This is a genomic window from Acinetobacter sp. 10FS3-1 (assembly GCF_013343215.1).
Lineage (GTDB): Bacteria > Pseudomonadota > Gammaproteobacteria > Pseudomonadales > Moraxellaceae > Acinetobacter > Acinetobacter lwoffii_C.
This window is the reverse complement of record NZ_CP039145.1, coordinates 40,149-61,174: the sequence shown is the minus strand read 5'-3', so window position 1 is coordinate 61,174 and position 21,026 is coordinate 40,149. Positions and strand designations below refer to the sequence as shown.

Below are 21,026 nucleotides of genomic sequence, written 5' to 3'. Positions count from 1 at the left end.
ATGCAAATTGCATTACAAGTCGACTTCGCATAACAACCATTATGTTAATTGATTCAATATATAACTTATTTCCAAAAAATAAGATTTTGTAAAAGGCTTCTTTCTTCTAGACATTTGTTAGGTTTATTTTCAGTCATTGTTTTATCTTTAATGTCGAAAATACTATTTATAAAAGAGAAGCTGAATCCGCTTTCAGCCATTAAATTTTTAACTAAATTATCTTTCTGAATATGAAAAATTATTTCTTCTTGAGGTAATAGTATTTCTACTATTTTTTGATCATCTGCTGTTCCTATCATATGGTTATGTGAAGAACTATATTGAAGAAATTTTACTGTGCAGATTTCCTTTATTACTTGTTCTAATGTTACATTTTCATCAAATTCTAATTGTATTTCTAAAGGGCCTAATTGATCATCTTGGGAACAACAAGCTTCTCTTATAATATGGACTATCATGATCTAAGAATCCTTTAATTTTCCTAAAATTAACATAATACACGTTATATGAATTCCCAAGGCATGGCTTTTAGTCATGCTTTTTTTATCAAAAGACTATACCTAAAACATAAAACCTCTAAACGATAACCCATCTATCATTAGACTTGTATATATTATTAAATGATAGTAATATCTTGCTATTATTAATGAACATTGATTATTGAGTCTAAATAATAGGGATTGCGTTATGATCGTGCGTATTTATGTGAGAGCCAGCACTAAGGATCAAGACGCTACCAGAGCATTAGCTGATTTGGTGGCTTTCAGTACAGGTTATGATGATAACCATGTTGAATACGTTGAGCATTTCAGTGGTACAAAGCTCGATAGACCAGTATTAACCAAGCTGTTAAAGGACGCTGAGCAAGGCGATATTCTGCTGGTTGAAAGCGTGGATAGATTAAGTAGATTATCTCAAGATGATTTTGCGATTCTAAAGCAGCGTATCAAAGACAAGGGTTTACGATTGGTGGTGGCTGATCTACCAACTACGCATACGGTAAGTAAAGGCATGACAGGTGAGATCCTAACAGTGATTAACCATATGCTGATCGACTTATTAGCAACGATGGCAAAGCTTGATAACGATAAGCGTAGAGAGCGTATTAAGCAGGGATTGGCTAACAGTGGCTATAAACCTACTGGAAAGAAAGCCAATGTAGCAAAACACAATCGTATTAGAGAGTTAGATAGTCAAAACAATATGACAAAGGAGGAGATCGCTAAGGCAGTTGGTGTTGGGGTGGCTACCGTTTATCGAGTATTAAAGCAAGGATGATAGCTGATATATTTTAGAAAATACTACCCTTCGTGACCACTAATCCTTATTTAAAATGGACCCTTAGATATTTAGGCTAGTAGCACCAATGGTTTGAGTGGATAAGGTAGTTTTAATGTACTTAGCGAACATTCAACTTTCTAGTTAGGACTCGAATATTTGGCTGTAAGCTAAAGATGTTAATTGTTTAATTTTATGAAATATTACGCAATGTGCTTTGTAATGTACTTACTATGCATTTTCTATTCGTGTTTAGTACGCCACATAGGCATTGATACTCGTACTCAGCATTGTTCTCTTGATTAATTTTGATAACCGCATTAGATTAGGAATTGCTATCCTCAATAATTTTTATTACCTAGGATAGCTTCATCTATTTTCTCGTTATTCTTTAAACTGCCAATAGTAAATATCAACAGTATTTATTGCTACATCATCAATATGCATCTTTAAAAATTAATACGATATCTTCTTTTGTTCCCTTGCGTGGATTACTAAAGGCATTACCATCTTTTAATGCATTATCTGCCATGAGTTCAAAGTCTTGCTCTTTGACTCCTAATTCGCTGAGATGGCCAGGGATGGCGACATCGGCAGAAAGTCTAAACAAGGCATTAATGGCTTTTTCAGCCGCTTCTATCGCTGAACAACCTACTGTATTTTCTCCGAGAAATTCTGCGATATCAGCAAATTTTTGTACATTGGCGATTAAATTATAACGGCATACATGCGGTAGTAATATCGCATTGGCAACACCATGTGGCATGTCATATAAACCACCGAGTTGATGTGCCATAGCATGCACATAACCTAAGTTACCATTATTAAAGGCCATACCCGCCAATAGCGAAGCATAAGCCATATTTTCGCGGGCTTTAAGATCACTACCATTGGCGACTGCAGTGCGTAGGTTGTTAGCAATCAGTTTGATAGCTTGAATGGCAGCTGCATCGGTAACTGGATTGGCATCTACTGAAACATAGGCTTCAATAGCATGAGTTAGGGCATCCATACCAGTTGCAGCCGTTAAGGCGCGTGGTTTGCCAATCATCAACAATGGATCGTTGATTGAGACCATAGGCAGGTTACGCCAACTGACGATGACATACTTTAAATGAGTTTCGGTGTCGGTAATCACGCAGTGGCGTGTGACCTCACTGGCAGTACCCGCCGTGGTGTTTACTGAAACGATCGGTGGAAGTGGATGGCTCAGTGTATCAATGCCCGCATAGTCGCCAATCTTGCCTGGATGTGTTGCCATGATACCGATTGCCTTACCACAATCATGTGGTGAACCCCCACCTACGGTAACGATTATATCGCATTGATTGTCTTGGTAGCATGTTAGTCCAGCTGTTACATCGGTATCTTTTGGGTTGGCATGAACTTCAGAAAACACGCTGCTTCTAATACCGACTTCATCAAGATAGGCAATAGTCTTTTCAACAGCACCATCTTTGAGCGTGGCTAAAAACTGGTCGGTGACGATTAAAGCGTGTTTTCCACCTAATATTTGGCAACGTTGTCCTACGACTTCTAAACAGCCTGGACCAAAGAAATTGACGTTAGGTACTAAATAATCATAATAACGCATAAGTAAATATCCTTTTTAAATATGGATCAGATTGGGGTGGTGACTATATGGAGACCTTAGAAGAATCCCATTGAATTGTCGTCATAACTGACTAAGAGATTTTTGGTTTGTTGATAATGGTCCAGCATCATCTTGTGGGTTTCACGACCGATACCTGAATTTTTGTAGCCACCAAAGGCCGCATGCGCAGGATGTAGACCATAGCAGTTTGTCCAGACTCTACCAGCCTTTATAGCGCGACCCATGCGATAGGCCAAACTGATATCTCGGGTCCATACCCCTGCCGCAAGACCATATTCAGTATCATTAGCGATAGCAATGGCTTCATCTTCATCTTTAAAGGTAGTGACTGCGACAACAGGGCCGAAGATTTCTTCTTGGAAGATGCGCATTTTGTTATGACCCTTGAGCAGGGTGGGTTGTAAATAGTAGCCTTCTTTTAGTGTGTCTGATGGCACTTGGCTTTCACCACCGATTAAGACTTCTGCACCTTCATTTTTACCAATTTCGATGTAGTCCAATACTTTCTTAAACTGTTGTGCTGAGGCCTGCGCACCTAACATGGTTTCTGTATCCAGAGGATTACCTTGACGGATATTGCGGACTTTTTCTAAGACCTTGGCCATAAAAGGCTCGTAAATAGATTCATGTATCAATGCACGCGAGGGGCAAGTACAGACTTCACCTTGGTTAAAGAAGCCCATCACCAAACCTTCGACAGCTTTATCGATGAATTTTGGATTGGCTTGCATAATATCGGCAAAGAAAATATTGGGCGATTTACCGCCAAGCTCCATAGTACTTGGAATCAAATTGGCTGCAGCATGTTTCATGATATGCATGCCAGTTGGGGTTGAGCCGGTAAAGGCGACTTTAGCAATGCGACGACTTGAAGCAAGTGCTTCACCAGCTTCGTTACCGAAACCATGTACCACGTTGAGTACACCCGCTGGTAGGAGGTCGCCAATCAACTCCAACAGTACGGTCATCGACAGTGGAGTTTGCTCGGCAGGTTTAAGTACGATGGCATTACCAGCTGCAAGTGCAGGTGCCAATTTCCATGCGGCCATCAAGAGTGGAAAGTTCCATGGAATAATCTGTGCTACCACGCCGAGTGGTTCATGAAAGTGGTAAGCTGCCATAGTTTCGTTGATTTCAGATGCACCACCTTCTTGAGCGCGAATACAGCCAGCAAAATAGCGGAAGTGGTCTGCTGAAAGTGGTACGTCAACGTTGAGAGTTTCACGAATCGGTTTACCATTGTCCCAAGTTTCAGTTACAGCTAGATATTCAAGATTGGCTTCGATTCGATCAGCTATTTTTAATAAGACCAATGAACGGTCTTGGACGGAGGTTTTACCCCATGCTTCTGCTGCGGCATGGGCCGCATCAAGGGCCAAGTCCACATCAGCTTGTTGAGAACGTGGAAATTCACCACAGGGTTCATTGTTTATTGGAGTATTGTTAATGAAATATTCGCCTCCTATAGGTTCGACGAATTTGCCACCGATGTAGTTGCCGTAGCGTGGCTTAATACTAAGTAAGCTATTTGCGTGTCCTGGTGCTGCATAAATCATGCTCGTTCCCTCTTGTTTTTGTCCCAGTATCCATACTGTTTACAGCAATATTTTCTACATTGCTTATTAAAGGACGTAGATAAAAAAGTATACATAACGATAAGATGATTATCGTTATGTATACTTTTAACGTAGTAATTTTGATTTGTCAATTCTTATTAGTGTAATGGCACCATAAGCAAATTATTAAATGAGAATTCTTCAGATATGTTTATGCAGGTATGTTTTTAAGAGTATATTTAAAAGAATACTAGTAATAAGCAATCAAGCCTGATATCAGATTAGCAGTGGGTACTGTAACAGCACAATCTGTAAAGATTTTAGTCTTGCATATTTTTCAACTTGAAAACCACCGTCTCAATTAAAGAGCGGTGGTTGATTAGAATATTATCTAGAGGCTTAAGCGCTTGTACTTTATATTTCGCCCATGTAAGAGGTCCTGTTTCTATTTAAACTTGTATTAGGGTCTGTTGAGAATTAGCCAAACAATAATTAAAAATCTATAATTATTCAATGGATAGATACATACTGACTGATGCCCAATGGGCAAAAATGGAGCCTCACTGCCTAGGCAAAGTTACAGACCGTGGGCGTAGTGGTACAAATAATAGATTATTTCTTGAAGCCGTATTGTGGATTGCACGCACAGGTAGCCCATGGAGAGATTTACCACCTGAATTTGGTAAATGGAATACCATTTTTAAACGCTATCGAGATTGGGTAAAAGCGAGTGTATTTGAAAATATTTTTGCAGCAGTCAATGATGATACTGATATGGAATATGCCATGATTGACGGAACTATTGTAAAAGTACATCGTCATGGTCAAGGTGCAAAAGGGGGACCTATTCACAGGCAATTGGAAAATCCAGAGGTGGAATGACCACAAAAATTCTAGCTTTGACTGACAGTTTTGGGAACTTAGTTAAATTTCGCCTGATGCCTGGGCAATATCATGACCTAGCTGAAGTTAAGCCATTAATTGAAGATATGGATTTTCAAACATTATTGGCAGATAAGGCATTTGATGCGGATTGGTTGCTAAAAGAACTTAATGATCGAGGTGCAAAGGCAGTGATTCCACCAAAATCTAATCGTAAGATTCAGCGTATATTTGATCAATGCATGTATAAATGGCGACATCTCATCGAAAATTATTTTTGTAAATTGAAAGAATTCAAACGTATTGCCATGCGTAGTGACAAAACAGATTCAAGTTTTTCCGCAATGATTTATCTTTGTGCTAGCGTCATTAACTCACGTTAATTCTCAACAGACCCTAGTGGACTTTCGAACTGAGATTAATATAGACGAGCTTTATGTTGGCATAGAAAACTGCTTCTCTTCTCGTATTGCTGCACTAGGCCAACGCTGAGTAACAGTTTTTCGGCGAGTAAAAAATCTTACACCGTCTGGACCATACATAAATAGATCTCCGAACAATGAGCGCTTCCAACCTCCAAAGCTCTGTGATGCTACTGGCACTGGTAATGGGATATTTACCCCAACCATGCCGACTTGGATATTATCAACGAAATAGCGAGCCGCTTCTCCATCTCGGGTATAAATACACGTTCCATTACCATACTCATGTTCATTTATAAGCTCTATCGCTTCTTCCATTGTCTGAACACGCATAATTTGAAGCACTGGACCAAAAATTTCTGCATCATAACTGTCCATCTCTTTTGTCACATTGTCTATCAGAGTAGGACCAACGAAAAACCCTTTCTCATGACCTGCTGGTGCCGCATTAGAACCATCAATGATTACTTTTGCTCCTTGGTTTGCAGCACTTTTGATATGCTCCAAAATTTTAGTTTTATGAGCCTGAGTAATGACAGGGCCAAAATCATTTTCTTTGTCCGAATAAGCACCTAGTTTTAGTTGCTGTATTGCCGGCTGCAATGCTTCAACCATTTTATCAGCAATATCATCACCTACTGCTACCGCAACAGATAAAGCCATACAACGTTCGCCTGACGAGCCAAATGCAGCCCCTAATAGAGAAGTGACCACATTATCTAGGTCCGCATCAGGCATGACGATTGCATGATTTTTTGCCCCGCCTAGAGCTTGACATCTTTTACCTTGGGCTGTTGCTGTAGTGTAGATATACTCAGCAATTGGAGTAGATCCTACAAAACTTATAGCTTCAATATCTGAATGATGTAATAGAGCATCAACCGCCTCTTTACCTCCGTTAACGACGTTAAGAACACCATCAGGTAAACCCGCCTCTTTTAAAAGTTTTGCGATAAACAGCGATGCACTTGGATCACGTTCAGATGGCTTTAGAATAAAGGTGTTTCCACAGACGATAGCCATAGGAAACATCCAAAGAGGAACCATAACAGGAAAATTAAATGGGGTGATGCCAGCCACTACTCCTAGTGGATGAAACTCACTCCAAGAATCAATATCTGGACCCGCATTACGACTATATTCGCCTTTTAATAACTCTGGTGCACCACAAGCATATTCAACGTTTTCGATACCGCGTTGTAATTCACCGACGGCATCATGCGAAATTTTTCCATGCTCTTCGCCAATTAGCCTGCAAATTTCATCAGCATTTTTTTCTAATAGCTCTTTGAATTTGAACATGACTCTAGCGCGTTTCATCGGTGGCGTTTTACGCCATGCTGGAAAGGCCGCTTTTGCAGCGATAACCGCTTCATCAATAGTTTTAGAACTACCTAAAGCAACCTGTTTACTTAAGAGGTGGTCCCACATGTTTGAACAACTAAAAGCTTATTTATAAGTGATACTCTGCTCTAGTTAAGCTACCTTATTTTGTTGTGGTAGCTGGTCATAGTAAAACTCATCTGGAGTCATTTTGTCCAGACTCGAATGAGGTCGTTTCAAATTATAAAATTCAAAATATGCGTTTAATTGCTTCTTCGCATCCAAAACATTGCTGTAGGCTTTGAGATACACCTCTTCATATTTAACGCTCCGCCATAATCGTTCAACCATCACATTATCAACCCATCGACCTTTACCATCCATACTGATTTGAATGCCATTTGATTTCAATACATCAATAAATGCATCACTGGTAAACTGACTGCCTTGGTCATCCGGTGTTGCCTTATTCAAACTTGAATGAGGACGTATCATGTTATAAAAATCCAAATATTCAGCAATTGATTGTTTCGCTTGTTTAACCGTATCGTAAGCCTTCAAATAGACTTCCTCATGCTTCACGCTGCGCCATAAACGCTCAATCATTACATTATCCATCCATCGTCCTTTCCCATCCATACTGATACGGATATTTCGCAATTTTAACTCATTCAAAAATGCCTCGCTTGTGAATTGACTGCCTTGGTCTGTATTAAACACCTCTGGACAACCATATTTCACAATTGCTTCTTGCAACGCATCTATGCAAAAGTCTGTTTCCATACTGATCGATACTCGATGAGCCAGTACTTTACGACTATGCCAATCTATAATTGCACACAGATAGACAAAGCCTTTAGCCATAGGAATGTACGTGATATCTGTACACCAGACTTGATTAGAGTGATCGATGACCATGTTTTTCAACAGATATGGGAAAATACGGTGTGCAAGATTAGGCTTACTGGTATTGGGTTTTGGATACAAGGCATGTATTCCCATCAAGCGCATTAAACGTCGGACTTTACGCCGACCTATTTGATGTCCTTGACGCTGTAGCATATCTCGTATCATTCGACTGCCCATAAATGGGTAGTCGAGATGAATTTCATCGATTAGACGCATCCAACTCAAATCAGTTGATGAAATCTCTTTGGGCTTGTAATACAACGTACTGCGATTGATTTGAATCAATTGCGATTGTTGTCGTACCGAAAGTTGATGGGTCTTATCGATCATTTTTTGCCGCTCAGCTGCCCTATTTTTCTGAGCGCACCTTCTAAAAAATCAATTTGCAATGCCTGATGTCCTATCTTGGCATGTAGAGCTTTGAGGTCAATCTCTGGTTCTTGTTGTGCTGTTGGTCGTGAAAAAATATTGACTGATTGCTCAAGCAGTTGATTTTTCCAATCGATGATTTGGTTTTGATGTAAATCGAATTGAGTAGAAAGTTCAGCGAGTGTGTGGTCGCCTTTAATTGCTGCGAGAGCAACTTTAACTTTAAACTCTGCTGAATGATTACGACGTTTTCTTCGTGTCATGGTTGACTCCAAAAACAAGTATTTCCCATGCTTATTGGGGAGTAGATTATCACTTATAGGCGTGGTCTAAAATCCTAGAACCACATCAGAGTCTTTGGATCAAACCAAATGGAAATATTACCTCGGTTAATTAAGGCTCGGTTATAGGATGACCAATTGGTTGTACGGTAGATTTTAGAGGCAGGCTTATTCATTTTGAAATTATATTGCTGAATAAGCTTTTGATGCTAGGTTTGTGCAACACAGCCCTTCTCAATTAAGACCTAGTCATAAGTTCATAAGTTCATAAGTTATGTAACTTTATAATTTCATCTTCCTGGCAAATCAATCCAGAGCAGTTCTTCGTACTAGTGGAACCTGTAATTTTCAGTGCTGCGCTTCCATATATGGACAAATCCCTGACAAGCATTACCGGGAGAGGTTTCCATCGCATCACTCTCCTCAGGATTGCGTAAGTTATGTAACTTTATAATTTCATCTTCCTGGCTAATTAATCCAGATCAGTTCTTCGTACTAGTGGAACCTGTAATTTTAGTGCTGCACTTCCATATATGGACAAATCCCTGACAAGCATTACCGGGAGGTTTCCATCGCATCACTCTCCTCAGGATTACATAAGATTGTAAGTTGTGTAAGTTACATAACTTATGTAACTTTATAATTTCATCTTCCTGGCTAATTAATCCAGATCAGTTCTTCGTACTAGTGGAACCTGTAATTTTAGTGCTGCACTTCCATATATGGACAAATCCCTGACAAGCATTACCGGGAGGTTTCCATCGCATCACTCTCCTCAGGATTACATAAGATTGTAAGTTGTGTAAGTTACATAACTTATGTAACTTTATAATTTCATCTTCCTGGCTAATTAATCCAGATCAGTTCTTCGTACTAGTGGAACCTGTAATTTTCAGTGCTGCACTTCCATATATGGACAAATCCCTGACAAGCATTACCGGGAGAGGTTTCGATCGCATCACTCTCCTCAGGATTACATAAGATTGTAAGTTGTGTAAGTTACATAACTTATGTAACTTTATAATTTCATCTTCCTGGCTAATTAATCCAGATCAGTTCTTCGTACTAGTGGAACCTGTAATTTTCAGTGCTGCATTCCATATATGGACAAATCCCTGACAAGCATTACCGGGAGAGGTTTCCATCGCATCACTCTCCTCAGGATTACATAAGATTGTAAGTTGTGTAAGTTACATAACTTATGTAACTTTATAATTTCATCTTCCTGGCTAATTAATCCAGATCAGTTCTTCGTACTAGTGGAACCTGTAATTTTCAGTGCTGCATTCCATATATGGACAAATCCCTGACAAGCATTACCGGGAGAGGTTTCCATCGCATCACTCTCCTCAGGATTACATAAGATTGTAAGTTGTGTAAGTTACATAACTTATGTAACTTTATAATTTCATCTTCCTGGCTAATTAATCCAGATCAGTTCTTCGTACTAGTGGAACCTGTAATTTTCAGTGCTGCATTCCATATATGGACAAATCCCTGACAAGCATTACCGGGAGAGGTTTCCATCGCATCACTCTCCTCAGGATTACATAAGATTGTAAGTTGTGTAAGTTACATAACTTATGTAACTTTATAATTTCATCTTCCTGGCTAATTAATCCAGATCAGTTCTTCGTACTAGTGGAACCTGTAATTTTCAGTGCTGCGCTTCCATATATGGACAAATCCCTGACAAGCATTACCGGGAGAGGTTTCGATCGCATCACTCTACTCAGGATTACATAAGATCGTAAGTTGTGTAAGTTGCATAAGTTATGTAACTTTATAATTTCATCTTTCTGGCAAATTAATCCAGATCAGTTCTTCGTACTAGTGGAACATATAATTTTCAGTTTATAAAACTAGGGCGTGTCCTCATTTGGCTTTACACCAAATAAACATGCAAGCAATGTAAATCATAGACTGGTAATTTCGTGCAAGCTTATCAAATCGGGTTGCAATCGCTCGGAAATGCTTCAATCTAGCAAACACATTTTCAACTAAATGTCTTAATTTATATAGATATTTATCAAACACCTTATTCGATCTCAATGGAATAATGGGAATCATATCCTTGTTCTGGGCATATATTCTAATGTGCTCAGCATCATACCCCTTATCAGCAATGAGATAAGTTGCCTCGCCTACAGTATCAATCAGTTGTTTTGCAACTTGACTGTCGTGGACGCCACCCCCAGTGATTTTAAAATCAATCGGTAATCCATTCGCGTCGGTTGCAAGATGTATTTTTGTTGTTCGTCCACCACGTGATTGTCCAATTGCTCTTTCGAAACCATTCCGAGCTCCACTTGCATGTTGATGCACGCGTATGTAGCTTCCGTCAATGAATACCCATTCTTGATCCAAGACGCCTCGTAATCTAAAAAAAATTTATTCCACAATCCCTTGCTTGCCCAACGATTAAAACGATTATAAGCAGTTTGCCAAGGACAAAATTCTTGAGGAATATCACGCCATGTGGCGCCTGTACGCAGTTTCCATAAGATCGCTTCCATGATATTTCTACTATTCTTTGAACGGTAGCAACCATGTAATCGCATAGTATCTTGAATTTGCTGCCAGATATCATCGGTAAGAAGAGTACGTGCCATTGAAAATATAGAAATAAAAATAACTCAAAGGAGGATTTTAAGTATTTAAAACCAATTCTTCAAATGAGGACACGCCCTAGGGTTACCAGGGCAGACTAAATTTTTCCTATAGGTTTGTAGTGTTCAAAATAAAAATTTCTATTATTCAGGTTATGATAACTTTTCTGATTTATATTTTTCTTTATAGCCCACTTTTAACAAATCAGAATAATACTTTTTTACCTTTTCAGGGTCGAGGAGTTCAAGTGAAATCCTTTCTTTAAACGCTTCGATCTCTTCGCCTACATTGGCATATTTCCCCCCGAATTCGGGATATTTGATAAGGTCACACAATTTTTGAGCGAAAAATATAGATTGTTTTGGTGTCAGCTGATATGCAGGTTCCAGTACCTTATCACTAACAATTAAGGAAGCTTTTTGATTAAAAGAAAATTCGATATGTGTAATTGTTCTCCCTTCTTTTTTCTGCTCATAACTTACGTCGATATCAGTAAGTTTATTAATTTGATCTATGGCAACCGTCAATACACGCTTTTTGAAATCTCCCATGGTTTTATATTCATTTTCAAGTAGACCTAACTTATCACGCAATTCAACCATACTAATATATAGCTTGCCTTTGCTACGCCATCTAATCAAAAGTTCATACAGCCGTATAGCGTATACACTAGATAATTGAGAAATTTGCTTTAATTCATAACGAGTAAACTTTTCTTCAAGTTTTACAAAAAGCTGTAAAATATCAGGAGCAAAAATTAGTTGAGCACATGCAGCTTCTTTAACATAGCCAACTTTTGATACCCAACGGCTTTTGTAGACCGCTGGCTTACCTGTAACAGGATCTATGGCCTTATAGGTGAGTCTACGTTCAAATAAGTTATCACACGCTCCCTGAAGAGCCTCATAGGCCGCTTGACGACCCAAATTAAAGTGCTTCATGTATTCAGACGCATGTATTGTTAGCAATGTATCCGATGTAAGCTCTTTTTCAATTTCCCTAGCTGCAATAATTGCAACTAAAATTAAGCGTTGTTCAGACAGAGTCAATGCATAAGATGCTTCAATCAAGTTATTGTCTTTATAAATTAGATTTGCCATATTGTGATTAAAGAAATAAATTCCATTAATAGACATTAACACTTAATGTCCATTAATGGAAGATCTATTTATGCCAGGAAAACGTCCATTAAATAAAGGAAAACGTCCATTTAAATAAAGGAAAACGTCCACTTATTGTCAGGAAAACGTCCATTTAAATAAAGGAAAGTGTCCACTTATTGTCAGGAAAACGTCCATATAAAACCTCTGAAAACTAGACTTCATAAGGCATTCAGAGGTTCTATAAATATAAATTTATAAAATATATATAAAATTAAAAAAGAACATTACTTGTGGATAACTTTTTTTTAACTTTATTTTTCACAATAGTTGATTCATGAGATTGAAACTTGTACATTATTTTCAACAAAATTACGTAACTTACATAACTTATGATTATTTTAGTAGGTGGTGAAAAAGGCGGAGCTGGTAAAAGCTGCCTTGCCCAAAACTTAGCAGTTTATTTACAAGAAAAGAATAGAGATATTCTGCTTCTAGATGCAGATCCTCAAGGCACAACAACTGACTGGATTAAAGAACGTGATGAGAATGAGGATTTAAAAAATATTCCATCTGTACAAGCTTCAGGCAATATTCGTCAAGTTTTAAAAGATTTATCAAAAAGATATGAAGATATTATCATTGATGCTGGTGGACAAGATTCGGAAGCATTACGTTCTGCTATGACTATAGCAACACATATGCTCTTGCCTTTTAGGCCTAAACGTAGAGATCTAAAGACTTTGGATCATATGGAACAAGTATTAAAACTGGCACGAGCAGTGAATCCAGATTTGAATGCAAGAGCAATCATTACACAATGCCCAACATTACCGTCACAAGTACAGCGAATTTTAGATGCTAAAGAAGCCTGTGTATCGTTCGGAATAAAAGCATTAGACCACATCACGACAAATCGAAATGTTTATGATGATGCAGATGAAAATGGCTTATCTGTTTTTGAAGTAACAAGTGATCCTAAGGCAAAAGCAGAAATTGAAGGGATAGCTCAAGAGTTTTTAGGAGTATAACTATGGCAGGTCTTAGCGGTTTAAAAAAGAAAACTGACGAGCTTTCAGATCAGGATAAACTGGTTGAAAATTTCATATCTGGAGCTGATAAAAGAGTTAAGGATCTAGAAGTTTCACAAAAGAAATTCGTTCGTTGTACCTTTTCTTTGAACCAAGAATTAAGTGAATTAATTGATGAGTTAATTATCAAAAGTAATAACGCTCGTGTTAACAGATCTAGTATTGTAAGAATAGCTTTAGAGTCACTGGCAGAGCAGAATTTAGAAGATTTTAAGCAGCTCGTTGATAAAAGTTTTAAATAAAATAGAGAATGGAAGAGGTTATTCAATCTATAAGATTAAATAACCTAACTTCATAACTTCATAACTTCATAACTTCATAACTTCATAACTTCATAACTTTACTGGCAAATAATTTAAATATTTTGATTTGTTGATAAACCTTATATAGACATCGCGATACTTTGATATTGGAAAATCAAATGGTAAAGTTATTACGTGATATATCACGTTAACTCATTGAGCTGTTCTGTGTTAGCTGGATATAAACATATAACATCATAATCGGTATTTTTAGGCTAAAGATATTCTGTTGGGCCTAAGTAGTAAATTTAGAAATTAACCATTTCAACTGTATTGAGCTTGTATAGCCAGTATCGATTGAGAGAGTCATGATAGAAAAAATTGGGCATACAAAAAAAACACCTGAAGTTCTAACTGAAGTTTTCACCAAGTTAAGTTACGTTTTGATATTAGATTTACCAGACTTTATTCAAGATTTTGTATTGGATCTTAAAAATAAGATGGATGATGAAATCAAAAGAATGCTTGACCAGGCAGCAAAAGACAATCAAGACGTTGATGAATTTGAAATTTTAAAGTGGTTACTCGATACAATTGATGTAGCTCCTGAAGAAACTGAAGAGGTTAAAAAGCACCAACATAAAGAGGTGCATGCTGTGCTATTTACTTGTTTTTTTACTCAATTGTCCGAGGCCTTAAGTCTGAAGTTATCAGAACATATGAGAGTGGAGTCAAAACCGCAGCGTTGTGTTAAAAAATTGACTCAAAGAACTTATAAAAAATATTTTGGTTTGCCTAAAAACTTCAAGCTCAAGTTAGAACGAAAGCTGAAAATCAATTTTTACCCTGAAAAATTATGGTAACTGTATGACTAATACTGATGGATTGTCAGATCTACACGAAGAAATCAAAGTATTGGAAAAGTGGGTAAATCAGTCACTTGGTGAAAAAAAAGCTATTTTCAAAGATTTCGACGTTCAAAATAAGAATGAGTTGTATGCTGCTGCAGAAAAAATCCAGGTTACTATTAAAAAAAAGAGAATTGTGACGGAACATAAAATTCTGGCTGGTTTAACTCAATGGACTAAAATTGAACAAGAAGGGCATCAGTATGGTTATCTGTTGACTGGATTAATTTGTGAAATGCTCAAAGAACTTATCAGTTTACCGAATTCTAGTTCTAAAGATAAAGAGCCTATCACAAACACAAAACTGATAGATTTTAAGCGAATAGTAGATGATGAAAGAGTACATAAGAAATTTAATCAACTATGTTATGCATTAAAACTGTTACTGCAGAACCAATTTAAAGACCGTGGGGAAAAAAAAATACCATGTGACAAAATTACCAATGAAATTAAAAAAATCGATGAATTTAACACCAGCAATTTTAAAGAATTTTTAACTGGTAAAGAGATGCAAAATCACTCCATCTCATTAGATTTAAACCGTTACATTGAGCAATTTTGTATTGTCTGTAATGAGCTTAACAACAGGGAATTAAATTCATCGAAGAAACTTAGTATCAAGGATTTGATAAAAAGAATAAAAAAGGAGATTGATGTAACAAACCACTCAGGGTCATCTCCTATTCATATAGAAAATGATGACACAGAAGTCGAGATAGATGAAAAATCAGCAACTATTCTTGATCCTACACATGATGATATCAGTAAGCGTGCAAGTTCTATGATATCCGATGAAAAGCTCAAAAAAATTATTCAGAGACGTGAAGTCCCATTTGTAAGTAATCCACTTTATCTAGCACCCAGTTTATTACATCAGGTATACAACGTATTGCACGATTGTTATCAGGATAAAATGTTCAAAGAAAATAGTACAATCTTTTATGATCAATCTTCTTTGGCATTATGTGGCATGATGTCACTGCTGACTGGTCTGAGTCCTACTATCTTTAAAGATATTAATAATTTGATTGAAAAAGGAAAAATATTAGAAAAAACAAAAGTAAAAAGAATAAAAAAAACAAAAGTAGCAGAAGAAACAGAAGTAATCGAAGTATCTTATTATTGGGTGATTGATCCAAAGTTGAATGTAAATCATTCGGGCATTATGAGTGATAAATTACAGCGCTATAACAAAGCATCCACTTATAAATGGCATATTCCTAGTGCTTGGATTATTCAATTAAAAAAAAATGCTATTCAAGAACTATCTGTTCCTGAATACAATCGTTTTTTAAGGCAGCTATTCAGACCGTATAATTTGGACAAGATTTCATGTGGAATTTTAGAAAAGCAAATATATTTCCATCTGAATATGCAGACAGGTGATGATCTCGTAGCACACTTAATGGCAAATCACGATACGAATCATGTGGTTAATTGGTCCTATGAAGGGCGTAATATTGAAGAGATAAATAGACATTTTAAAAGATACATTGATTGTTTAATAAACCGAAAAAAAGGTGATCTATGGATAAAAGAGCAGCAGCCGGGTTATATCTTTGACCGAGAACAACGTATAGGTAGTCAGCGTTGCTGGACTATCAAAGCAGCAACTCAATTTTTTAAAAATCTTTATGCTTATGTACAGACTACTTTAACGAATGATGAAGCCAATCGGATTGAGAAATTAAATGCTTATAGCATTTGGATGTGGCATCTGTCTTTAATTTGCCTCACGGTACGACCCACGATGGGTATGCCAGGTTTGATCAAAAATTATGATTCAAAATCAAAATTTATCTATATTCATGACAAAAAAATTGGTTCACGACAAGAAGGTCGTTTAGTGCCTGTAGTAGGTTATTGGCAAAAGCATTTCGATGCATACAGAGAGTATATAGATAAGACAATTACTGCATTAGGCATGAAATATCTGCAGGAGCAGTGGAAAAAAAATGAATTCATGCTGTGTATTCTTATCCATCCTCAACTGACTTCCAAAAAGCATAGCGTTGACTTTATAGAAATAGCAGACAATCTTACTTTGGCACCAATGTCAGCAGCTTTTGTGACGCATTACTTGAAAGAAACAGTTCAGATTTATAAAAACTGGCCAAGGCATTTTAGCAAAAACCATCTTGAACTCAGCAGTGATATTCATAATACCCTTTATGCACATGATGGTATTGCCATGGGGTTTGGCCATACTTCATCCTTAAGTCCTTTTCATTACAAAACAGAAATTCAACAACAGGTTGAAGCGTTACTGAAAAAATTAGAAATTTTGGAGCTAGACTTGTTTACCCAGGAAAAATCGCGTGATTAACAAAGAACTAAATCAAGAGATTCTAGAGCAATTACAAAATGCGATTGAAACAGAAACAAAAGCAATTTTTAATCAAATTTCTGAGCTGATTGATCATAAATATACTCAGAAAAAGGTGAATGGTGTCGAGATTGATTTTAAACTTCTTGATCAACGAATTGCTGATAAATTTACAAACTATCAGCAAGTTTTAATAAAAGTTTGTGAGCATTCCCAGCTCAAAAAATATTTCCGCTCTTACCTCAAGGAGTGTTTTAAACACTTTAAAATTATTTGTGAACAAGAGTATCAGGAGTGGCAAAAAAAAAATCCAGATCATGCAAAAATTTACGATATTAAATTACCAGATTGGAAAATAGCAACATTACCGCGCCGCGATAATATTTTAACAGAGGACAAGTTGTGTTATGGAGCTATTCTTGCTGATTTTAAAGAAAAATTTTATGAAAAGTGGAGCTATTCTCTTAATAAAAAGACTCAAAATATAAGTTTACAATCTACAGTTGAAGCTCAGCAAAACCTAGTAAACATATTATTTGAATGTCTATGTATATCATTAATTTTCGATCAAGGATGTATTCATCCTGAACGGCTTATTGCAATTCATGATGCAATTTTTGAAATGAATCTAGACAGTGGACTGTTGCCAATTTACTCTGGTTCAGAGAATCATGCCTACGTTTTCTCATACACTCTCTCATCTCAAAAATATGGCAATTTCTACCGTTATGATAGCCAAGGAGATGTGGAATTATGGCAAACACAGCAAATATATTTTAACGCAATCTCAATGCTTTGTTATTTGCGTATCCGAGAGCATCTTCATGGTAACCAAGGTTATGCATTACAGTTTACATCGCCTCTTAGTATTTGGCAGCAAACACACGATGATCAAGATCAAAAAGTTAAGCGGGAAGATTTACTTTATAAGCGGCTAAAAGCACATTTTAAAGATGTTGTTCCTGATCATCAATTTATCAAAGAGTTTGGGCGACGTCGTTTTTCTGCTTTCAAGCATATTGATTATGTTCTTTGGCAGGAGATTCCAAATTTAGATCTATTGAGTACAAGTGTACTTAATAACAAAATTATCACTACGCCTTTGATATATGAACAGCATATAGCTATTTATCATCAGCTTGATACCTGGAAAACGATTCAAGAAAGAATTGAAAATACTCATGACACTGTGGAGCTTTCTGTTTCTACTAGTGGTCAGAACGTTAAAGTTTATAATGATAAACGGATGGGTAAACGTAATGATATAAAATCATTGCTTTTATCATTTAGTGAAGATGGTAAAGAGTTGACACTAGCCAAGTTTAATGAAGCTTTGAACGCGAGTATTAATAAATCAGAGGGCGATATACGTTCCTATGAAGCTGGAGAGGGGGAATATATTGATTATGTGGTGGCAATCGCACATTTACGGATATGCCAATGGTTAAAGTATGAGCTAGGTTACAATTCTAGCTCTGGTAAAGCATCACTTCAGGTGGCATCGATAAAACGTTATTATCACAGCTTCGTTTCTGACTTTTTAATTTACATTTTAGAATATCAAATAAATTTGAATAATGCCATCGAAGAACAATTTGAAGAAATGTATGAGTACCTTATTTTAGAAAAATCAATGAAAGATCAGGAAAAGCAGGAAACAATCGCTGAGAAAAATGATAATAAAAAGCACGACACCTCTGGCTATTCTTTCGCGAGGTTAAAAACATTTCATCAGTATTTGGTCAACAAGCATGATGCACCAGTAGTAGCGTACTTGTATGAACATCAGAGAGACAGCGGGAAATTTTTAAAAACACGGACCATTAGTCCGCAGATGTTTGAATTAATGATGAAAATTGTGGAAAATTATCCAAACATTTTAGGCATTTCAGGGAATGACATAGTTGCATTGCAATGGGTCTATCGACTCGCATTTAGACTAGGTTTGCGTATTGATGAAGTGACAGGCATCCGTCTCAATGATTTTGACTCTGCACAGCTTCGAAGTCATCTTAAAAATAATCGTTTATATTACGAAGCAAAGTCAGATCCTAAAGATACAACTTCAAATGAATCATCCAATTCAGATATTGAAAATCTGGTTTTAAAAATTCATTCCAACTCTCACCGTAATGTTAAAAACGAAAATGCAAATCGTCAGTTTGATTTATCCTATTTTTTAAATCCAAATGAATTTAAAGAGTTCTGTGATTTTTATAAAAAATATTTAGCTGCTTCTTTGAGCGAAGCGGAATTACAAGTACAGAATACATTACTCTTCACCTTTGAAAATCAACAATTATCAAAAATCACTAGGAGCTTGTTTAATTTGGTATTAGGGACAAGTGATCATTCATATACATTTCACGCATTTAGGCATAGTGCTGCATCACACTTAGCAATTTTATTGAAAGGCAGCCACCAGCTTATCTGTAGTTTTACTGACTATGACTCTAGGTTTGTAGGTAGGCTTAAAAAGCATATATTGCAAAATATCGATCATGCATCATTACATAGCGCAGATGTATGGCAACGTTTAGCACATCTAATGGGGCATGAAGACTTTAACGTGACCGCAAGTAGCTATATACATCATCTTAATATTTTAATTGCAGACATGTTTTATACAGCAAAACGTAAATATCAGCCTGAATTGATTGGTGCATTACTAAAAAATAGCAAAATTATTAATGCTCAATTTAAATCCTTAAAGATATCTGAGGATGAATCAGCTTTTAACATTCTTCAAAAATCTAAGTTTTTTTTAAAGGTTTTTGAAAAACATAATGATCCAAAGCAATTCTTAAAAAAAGATGAAATTGAAAAAAAACAAATGAGTTTTTTATATCCAAAAAGATTTCTAGAATCATATCAGGAATGGAAATCAAATGACCGGATCATAAATCCTGAAGACCAGCTTGTTAACTTAATAAAGTCAATTAGTAGACAATTTTATATTTATAAAGATAAAGAAATAGCTAGAAGTGAGGAGCGTGATCTGCAAGAAATGGATTTAAATTGGGAGCGAATGATCAATTGGTCGTATTTATATGGAATATGCCAGCCATTCATAATTGACAAAGAAATTACCCCAAAAGAAATTAAAAATTTTTATTATATTTTGGAAAATAAAATTTCATTGAAAAATGATCGATCAGTTTTAGTTTTTGAAGCAGTCTGTCAAAAAGATTTAAAATTGTACGATTCATTTGTAGAGTTTATTACCAAAATATATTCGGACGTAGAATCCTACTTAGATATAGAAAAATCAAGTTCAAGTGATTTTGATAAAAAAATAGGGACTGAAGTTAAAATAAAATATTATAAAATTAGTAATAAAAAAGCAGATTCAAAGCATCATCTGATACAAAAAATTGTACTACAAAGTATCTTTTTTAAGATGAAATGCCTTGGAGTACCTTCCCTGGGTCAAAAGAAAATGGTCTAAAATGTTTTACCGAAGAAGTAGGGGGCTACAGTTTTTTTATATTAAAAAAATATATAAAAAACATCGGTATATAACTTTAGGTAATTCATGTTTGATTATTATTTCATTATTTATGTAAATTTCTTCTTTTTTTTTTGGTCAAAAAAGGACACTAAGCGCGAGGTGTACACTCTGTGAGGTTGATTTTTGATAATTTTTTTCTTGAGAATAGCCTGGATAGGCTAGATGAGAGATTATCAAAAAAAATACTCAATAAACAAAAAGATTTTGTATGACTCGCAGGAGAAAATAAGATTAAATTTAATTGTATTTTTTTATTATTCTTGTAAATTTATTCGGATATTATTTTTTAAATTTAATCTATAAAATATAAAATTATATAAGGTAAATTTTATAGACTAGTGAGTTAATATAAATTATTTACCCTATAAATTGATTTGTTTTATTCTGTAAAATAGGGAAATTAGTTTTTATTTTTTATAAATAAAAAAATTAATTTTGCTAGATTTATAATATTAAATACAGCATAGAAAACTGGGTTGTGTTTTTGGTTTGATTTTATAAGCTAATTTTTAAATAGCCTAAGCAAATATATTTCAGAAAAATAGCCCAAGCCTTTGCTTTTTAAAACTGCTGTTTTACAAAGCAAAGGCTTGGGAGTCCACC

The 21,026-nt window shown here is 36.0% G+C and carries 12 protein-coding genes and 3 pseudogenes; 7 read left to right on the top strand and 8 right to left on the bottom strand.

Going from position 1 to position 21,026, the window contains the following annotated elements; translation table 11 throughout:
- Positions 1 to 65 precede the first annotated feature (65 nt).
- Positions 66 to 458, bottom strand: coding sequence for a hypothetical protein (locus tag E5Y90_RS16155; RefSeq protein WP_174660668.1), 393 nt, complete (start codon positions 456 to 458; stop codon positions 66 to 68).
- 229 nt (positions 459 to 687) lie between these two features.
- On the opposite strand from E5Y90_RS16155, the gene E5Y90_RS16150 reads away from it, so the two are divergent.
- Positions 688 to 1,278 carry a recombinase family protein gene (locus E5Y90_RS16150; RefSeq protein WP_174660667.1) on the top strand — a complete coding sequence of 197 codons (591 nt, stop codon included), beginning with the start codon at positions 688 to 690 and terminating at the stop codon, positions 1,276 to 1,278.
- A 436-nt stretch (positions 1,279 to 1,714) separates the two neighbouring features.
- Here E5Y90_RS16150 and E5Y90_RS16145 read toward each other — a convergent pair whose 3' ends face one another.
- Entirely contained in the window at positions 1,715 to 2,872 is a 1,158-nt protein-coding gene (locus E5Y90_RS16145; protein WP_174660666.1) for an iron-containing alcohol dehydrogenase, read from the bottom strand.
- A 56-nt stretch (positions 2,873 to 2,928) separates the two neighbouring features.
- On the bottom strand, positions 2,929 to 4,449 hold the full coding sequence (locus tag E5Y90_RS16140) for an aldehyde dehydrogenase family protein (protein ID WP_174660665.1): 1,521 nt from the start codon (positions 4,447 to 4,449) through the stop codon (positions 2,929 to 2,931).
- Between the two features lie 513 nt (positions 4,450 to 4,962).
- On the opposite strand from E5Y90_RS16140, the gene E5Y90_RS16135 reads away from it, so the two are divergent.
- A protein-coding gene (locus E5Y90_RS16135) for an IS5 family transposase (RefSeq protein WP_099046172.1) occupies positions 4,963 to 5,714 on the top strand; the annotation gives its coding sequence in 2 pieces (ribosomal slippage) (positions 4,963 to 5,293 and positions 5,293 to 5,714; 753 coding nt in all).
- A 51-nt stretch (positions 5,715 to 5,765) separates the two neighbouring features.
- Here E5Y90_RS16135 and E5Y90_RS16130 read toward each other — a convergent pair.
- The 5 genes and pseudogenes from E5Y90_RS16130 to repM all read right to left on the bottom strand — a co-directional run.
- A pseudogene (locus E5Y90_RS16130) lies at positions 5,766 to 7,160 on the bottom strand (CoA-acylating methylmalonate-semialdehyde dehydrogenase); the annotation flags it as partial.
- Positions 7,161 to 7,229: 69 nt separating this feature from the next.
- A pseudogene (locus E5Y90_RS16120) lies at positions 7,230 to 8,617 on the bottom strand (IS3 family transposase).
- Between the two features lie 77 nt (positions 8,618 to 8,694).
- Positions 8,695 to 8,811 (bottom strand): annotated as a pseudogene (locus E5Y90_RS16115) (IS5/IS1182 family transposase); the annotation flags it as partial.
- A gap of 1,699 nt (positions 8,812 to 10,510) precedes the next feature.
- Positions 10,511 to 11,247 (bottom strand): IS5 family transposase gene (locus E5Y90_RS16110; protein WP_257234971.1). Its coding sequence is split into 2 segments (ribosomal slippage): positions 10,511 to 11,013 and positions 11,013 to 11,247, totalling 738 coding nucleotides; the frame shifts between segments, so codons are not numbered across the junction.
- Between the two features lie 150 nt (positions 11,248 to 11,397).
- Positions 11,398 to 12,345, bottom strand: a complete 948-nt coding sequence (gene repM / locus E5Y90_RS16105; protein ID WP_010117601.1) for a replication initiation protein RepM — start codon at positions 12,343 to 12,345, stop codon at positions 11,398 to 11,400.
- A 392-nt stretch (positions 12,346 to 12,737) separates the two neighbouring features.
- Here repM and E5Y90_RS16100 point away from each other — a divergent pair, with 392 nt between their 5' ends.
- From E5Y90_RS16100 to E5Y90_RS16075, 5 genes are all read left to right on the top strand, one after another.
- Positions 12,738 to 13,376: an AAA family ATPase gene (locus E5Y90_RS16100; RefSeq protein ID WP_004726798.1), complete on the top strand. Its 639-nt coding sequence runs from the start codon at positions 12,738 to 12,740 to the stop codon at positions 13,374 to 13,376.
- Between the two features lie 2 nt (positions 13,377 to 13,378).
- A complete protein-coding gene (locus E5Y90_RS16095) occupies positions 13,379 to 13,678 on the top strand; it encodes a hypothetical protein (protein WP_004969894.1) in 300 nt (99 codons plus the stop codon).
- A 368-nt stretch (positions 13,679 to 14,046) separates the two neighbouring features.
- The gene (locus tag E5Y90_RS16090; RefSeq protein WP_174660663.1) at positions 14,047 to 14,541 is read left to right on the top strand and encodes a transporter; all 495 of its coding nucleotides are present in this window, start codon (positions 14,047 to 14,049) and stop codon (positions 14,539 to 14,541) included.
- A 4-nt stretch (positions 14,542 to 14,545) separates the two neighbouring features.
- Positions 14,546 to 16,912, top strand: a complete 2,367-nt coding sequence (locus E5Y90_RS16080) for a hypothetical protein (protein WP_228723998.1) — start codon at positions 14,546 to 14,548, stop codon at positions 16,910 to 16,912.
- Positions 16,905 to 20,360: an integrase gene (locus tag E5Y90_RS16075; protein WP_174660661.1), complete on the top strand. Its 3,456-nt coding sequence runs from the start codon at positions 16,905 to 16,907 to the stop codon at positions 20,358 to 20,360. Before E5Y90_RS16080 ends, E5Y90_RS16075 begins: the two co-directional genes overlap by 8 nt.
- The last annotated feature ends 666 nt before the right edge of the window (positions 20,361 to 21,026 follow it).

Coding starts and splice junctions, on each gene's coding strand:
- E5Y90_RS16140 (WP_174660665.1), bottom strand. CDS start 4,449: ATGATTTATGCAGCACCAGGACACGCAAATAGCTTACTTAGTATTAAG.
- E5Y90_RS16150 (WP_174660667.1), top strand. CDS start 688: ATGATCGTGCGTATTTATGTGAGAGCCAGCACTAAGGATCAAGACGCT.
- E5Y90_RS16090 (WP_174660663.1), top strand. CDS start 14,047: ATGATAGAAAAAATTGGGCATACAAAAAAAACACCTGAAGTTCTAACT.
- repM (WP_010117601.1), bottom strand. CDS start 12,345: ATGGCAAATCTAATTTATAAAGACAATAACTTGATTGAAGCATCTTAT.
- E5Y90_RS16095 (WP_004969894.1), top strand. CDS start 13,379: ATGGCAGGTCTTAGCGGTTTAAAAAAGAAAACTGACGAGCTTTCAGAT.
- E5Y90_RS16100 (WP_004726798.1), top strand. CDS start 12,738: ATGATTATTTTAGTAGGTGGTGAAAAAGGCGGAGCTGGTAAAAGCTGC.
- E5Y90_RS16145 (WP_174660666.1), bottom strand. CDS start 2,872: ATGCGTTATTATGATTATTTAGTACCTAACGTCAATTTCTTTGGTCCA.
- E5Y90_RS16080 (WP_228723998.1), top strand. CDS start 14,546: ATGACTAATACTGATGGATTGTCAGATCTACACGAAGAAATCAAAGTA.
- E5Y90_RS16155 (WP_174660668.1), bottom strand. CDS start 458: ATGATAGTCCATATTATAAGAGAAGCTTGTTGTTCCCAAGATGATCAA.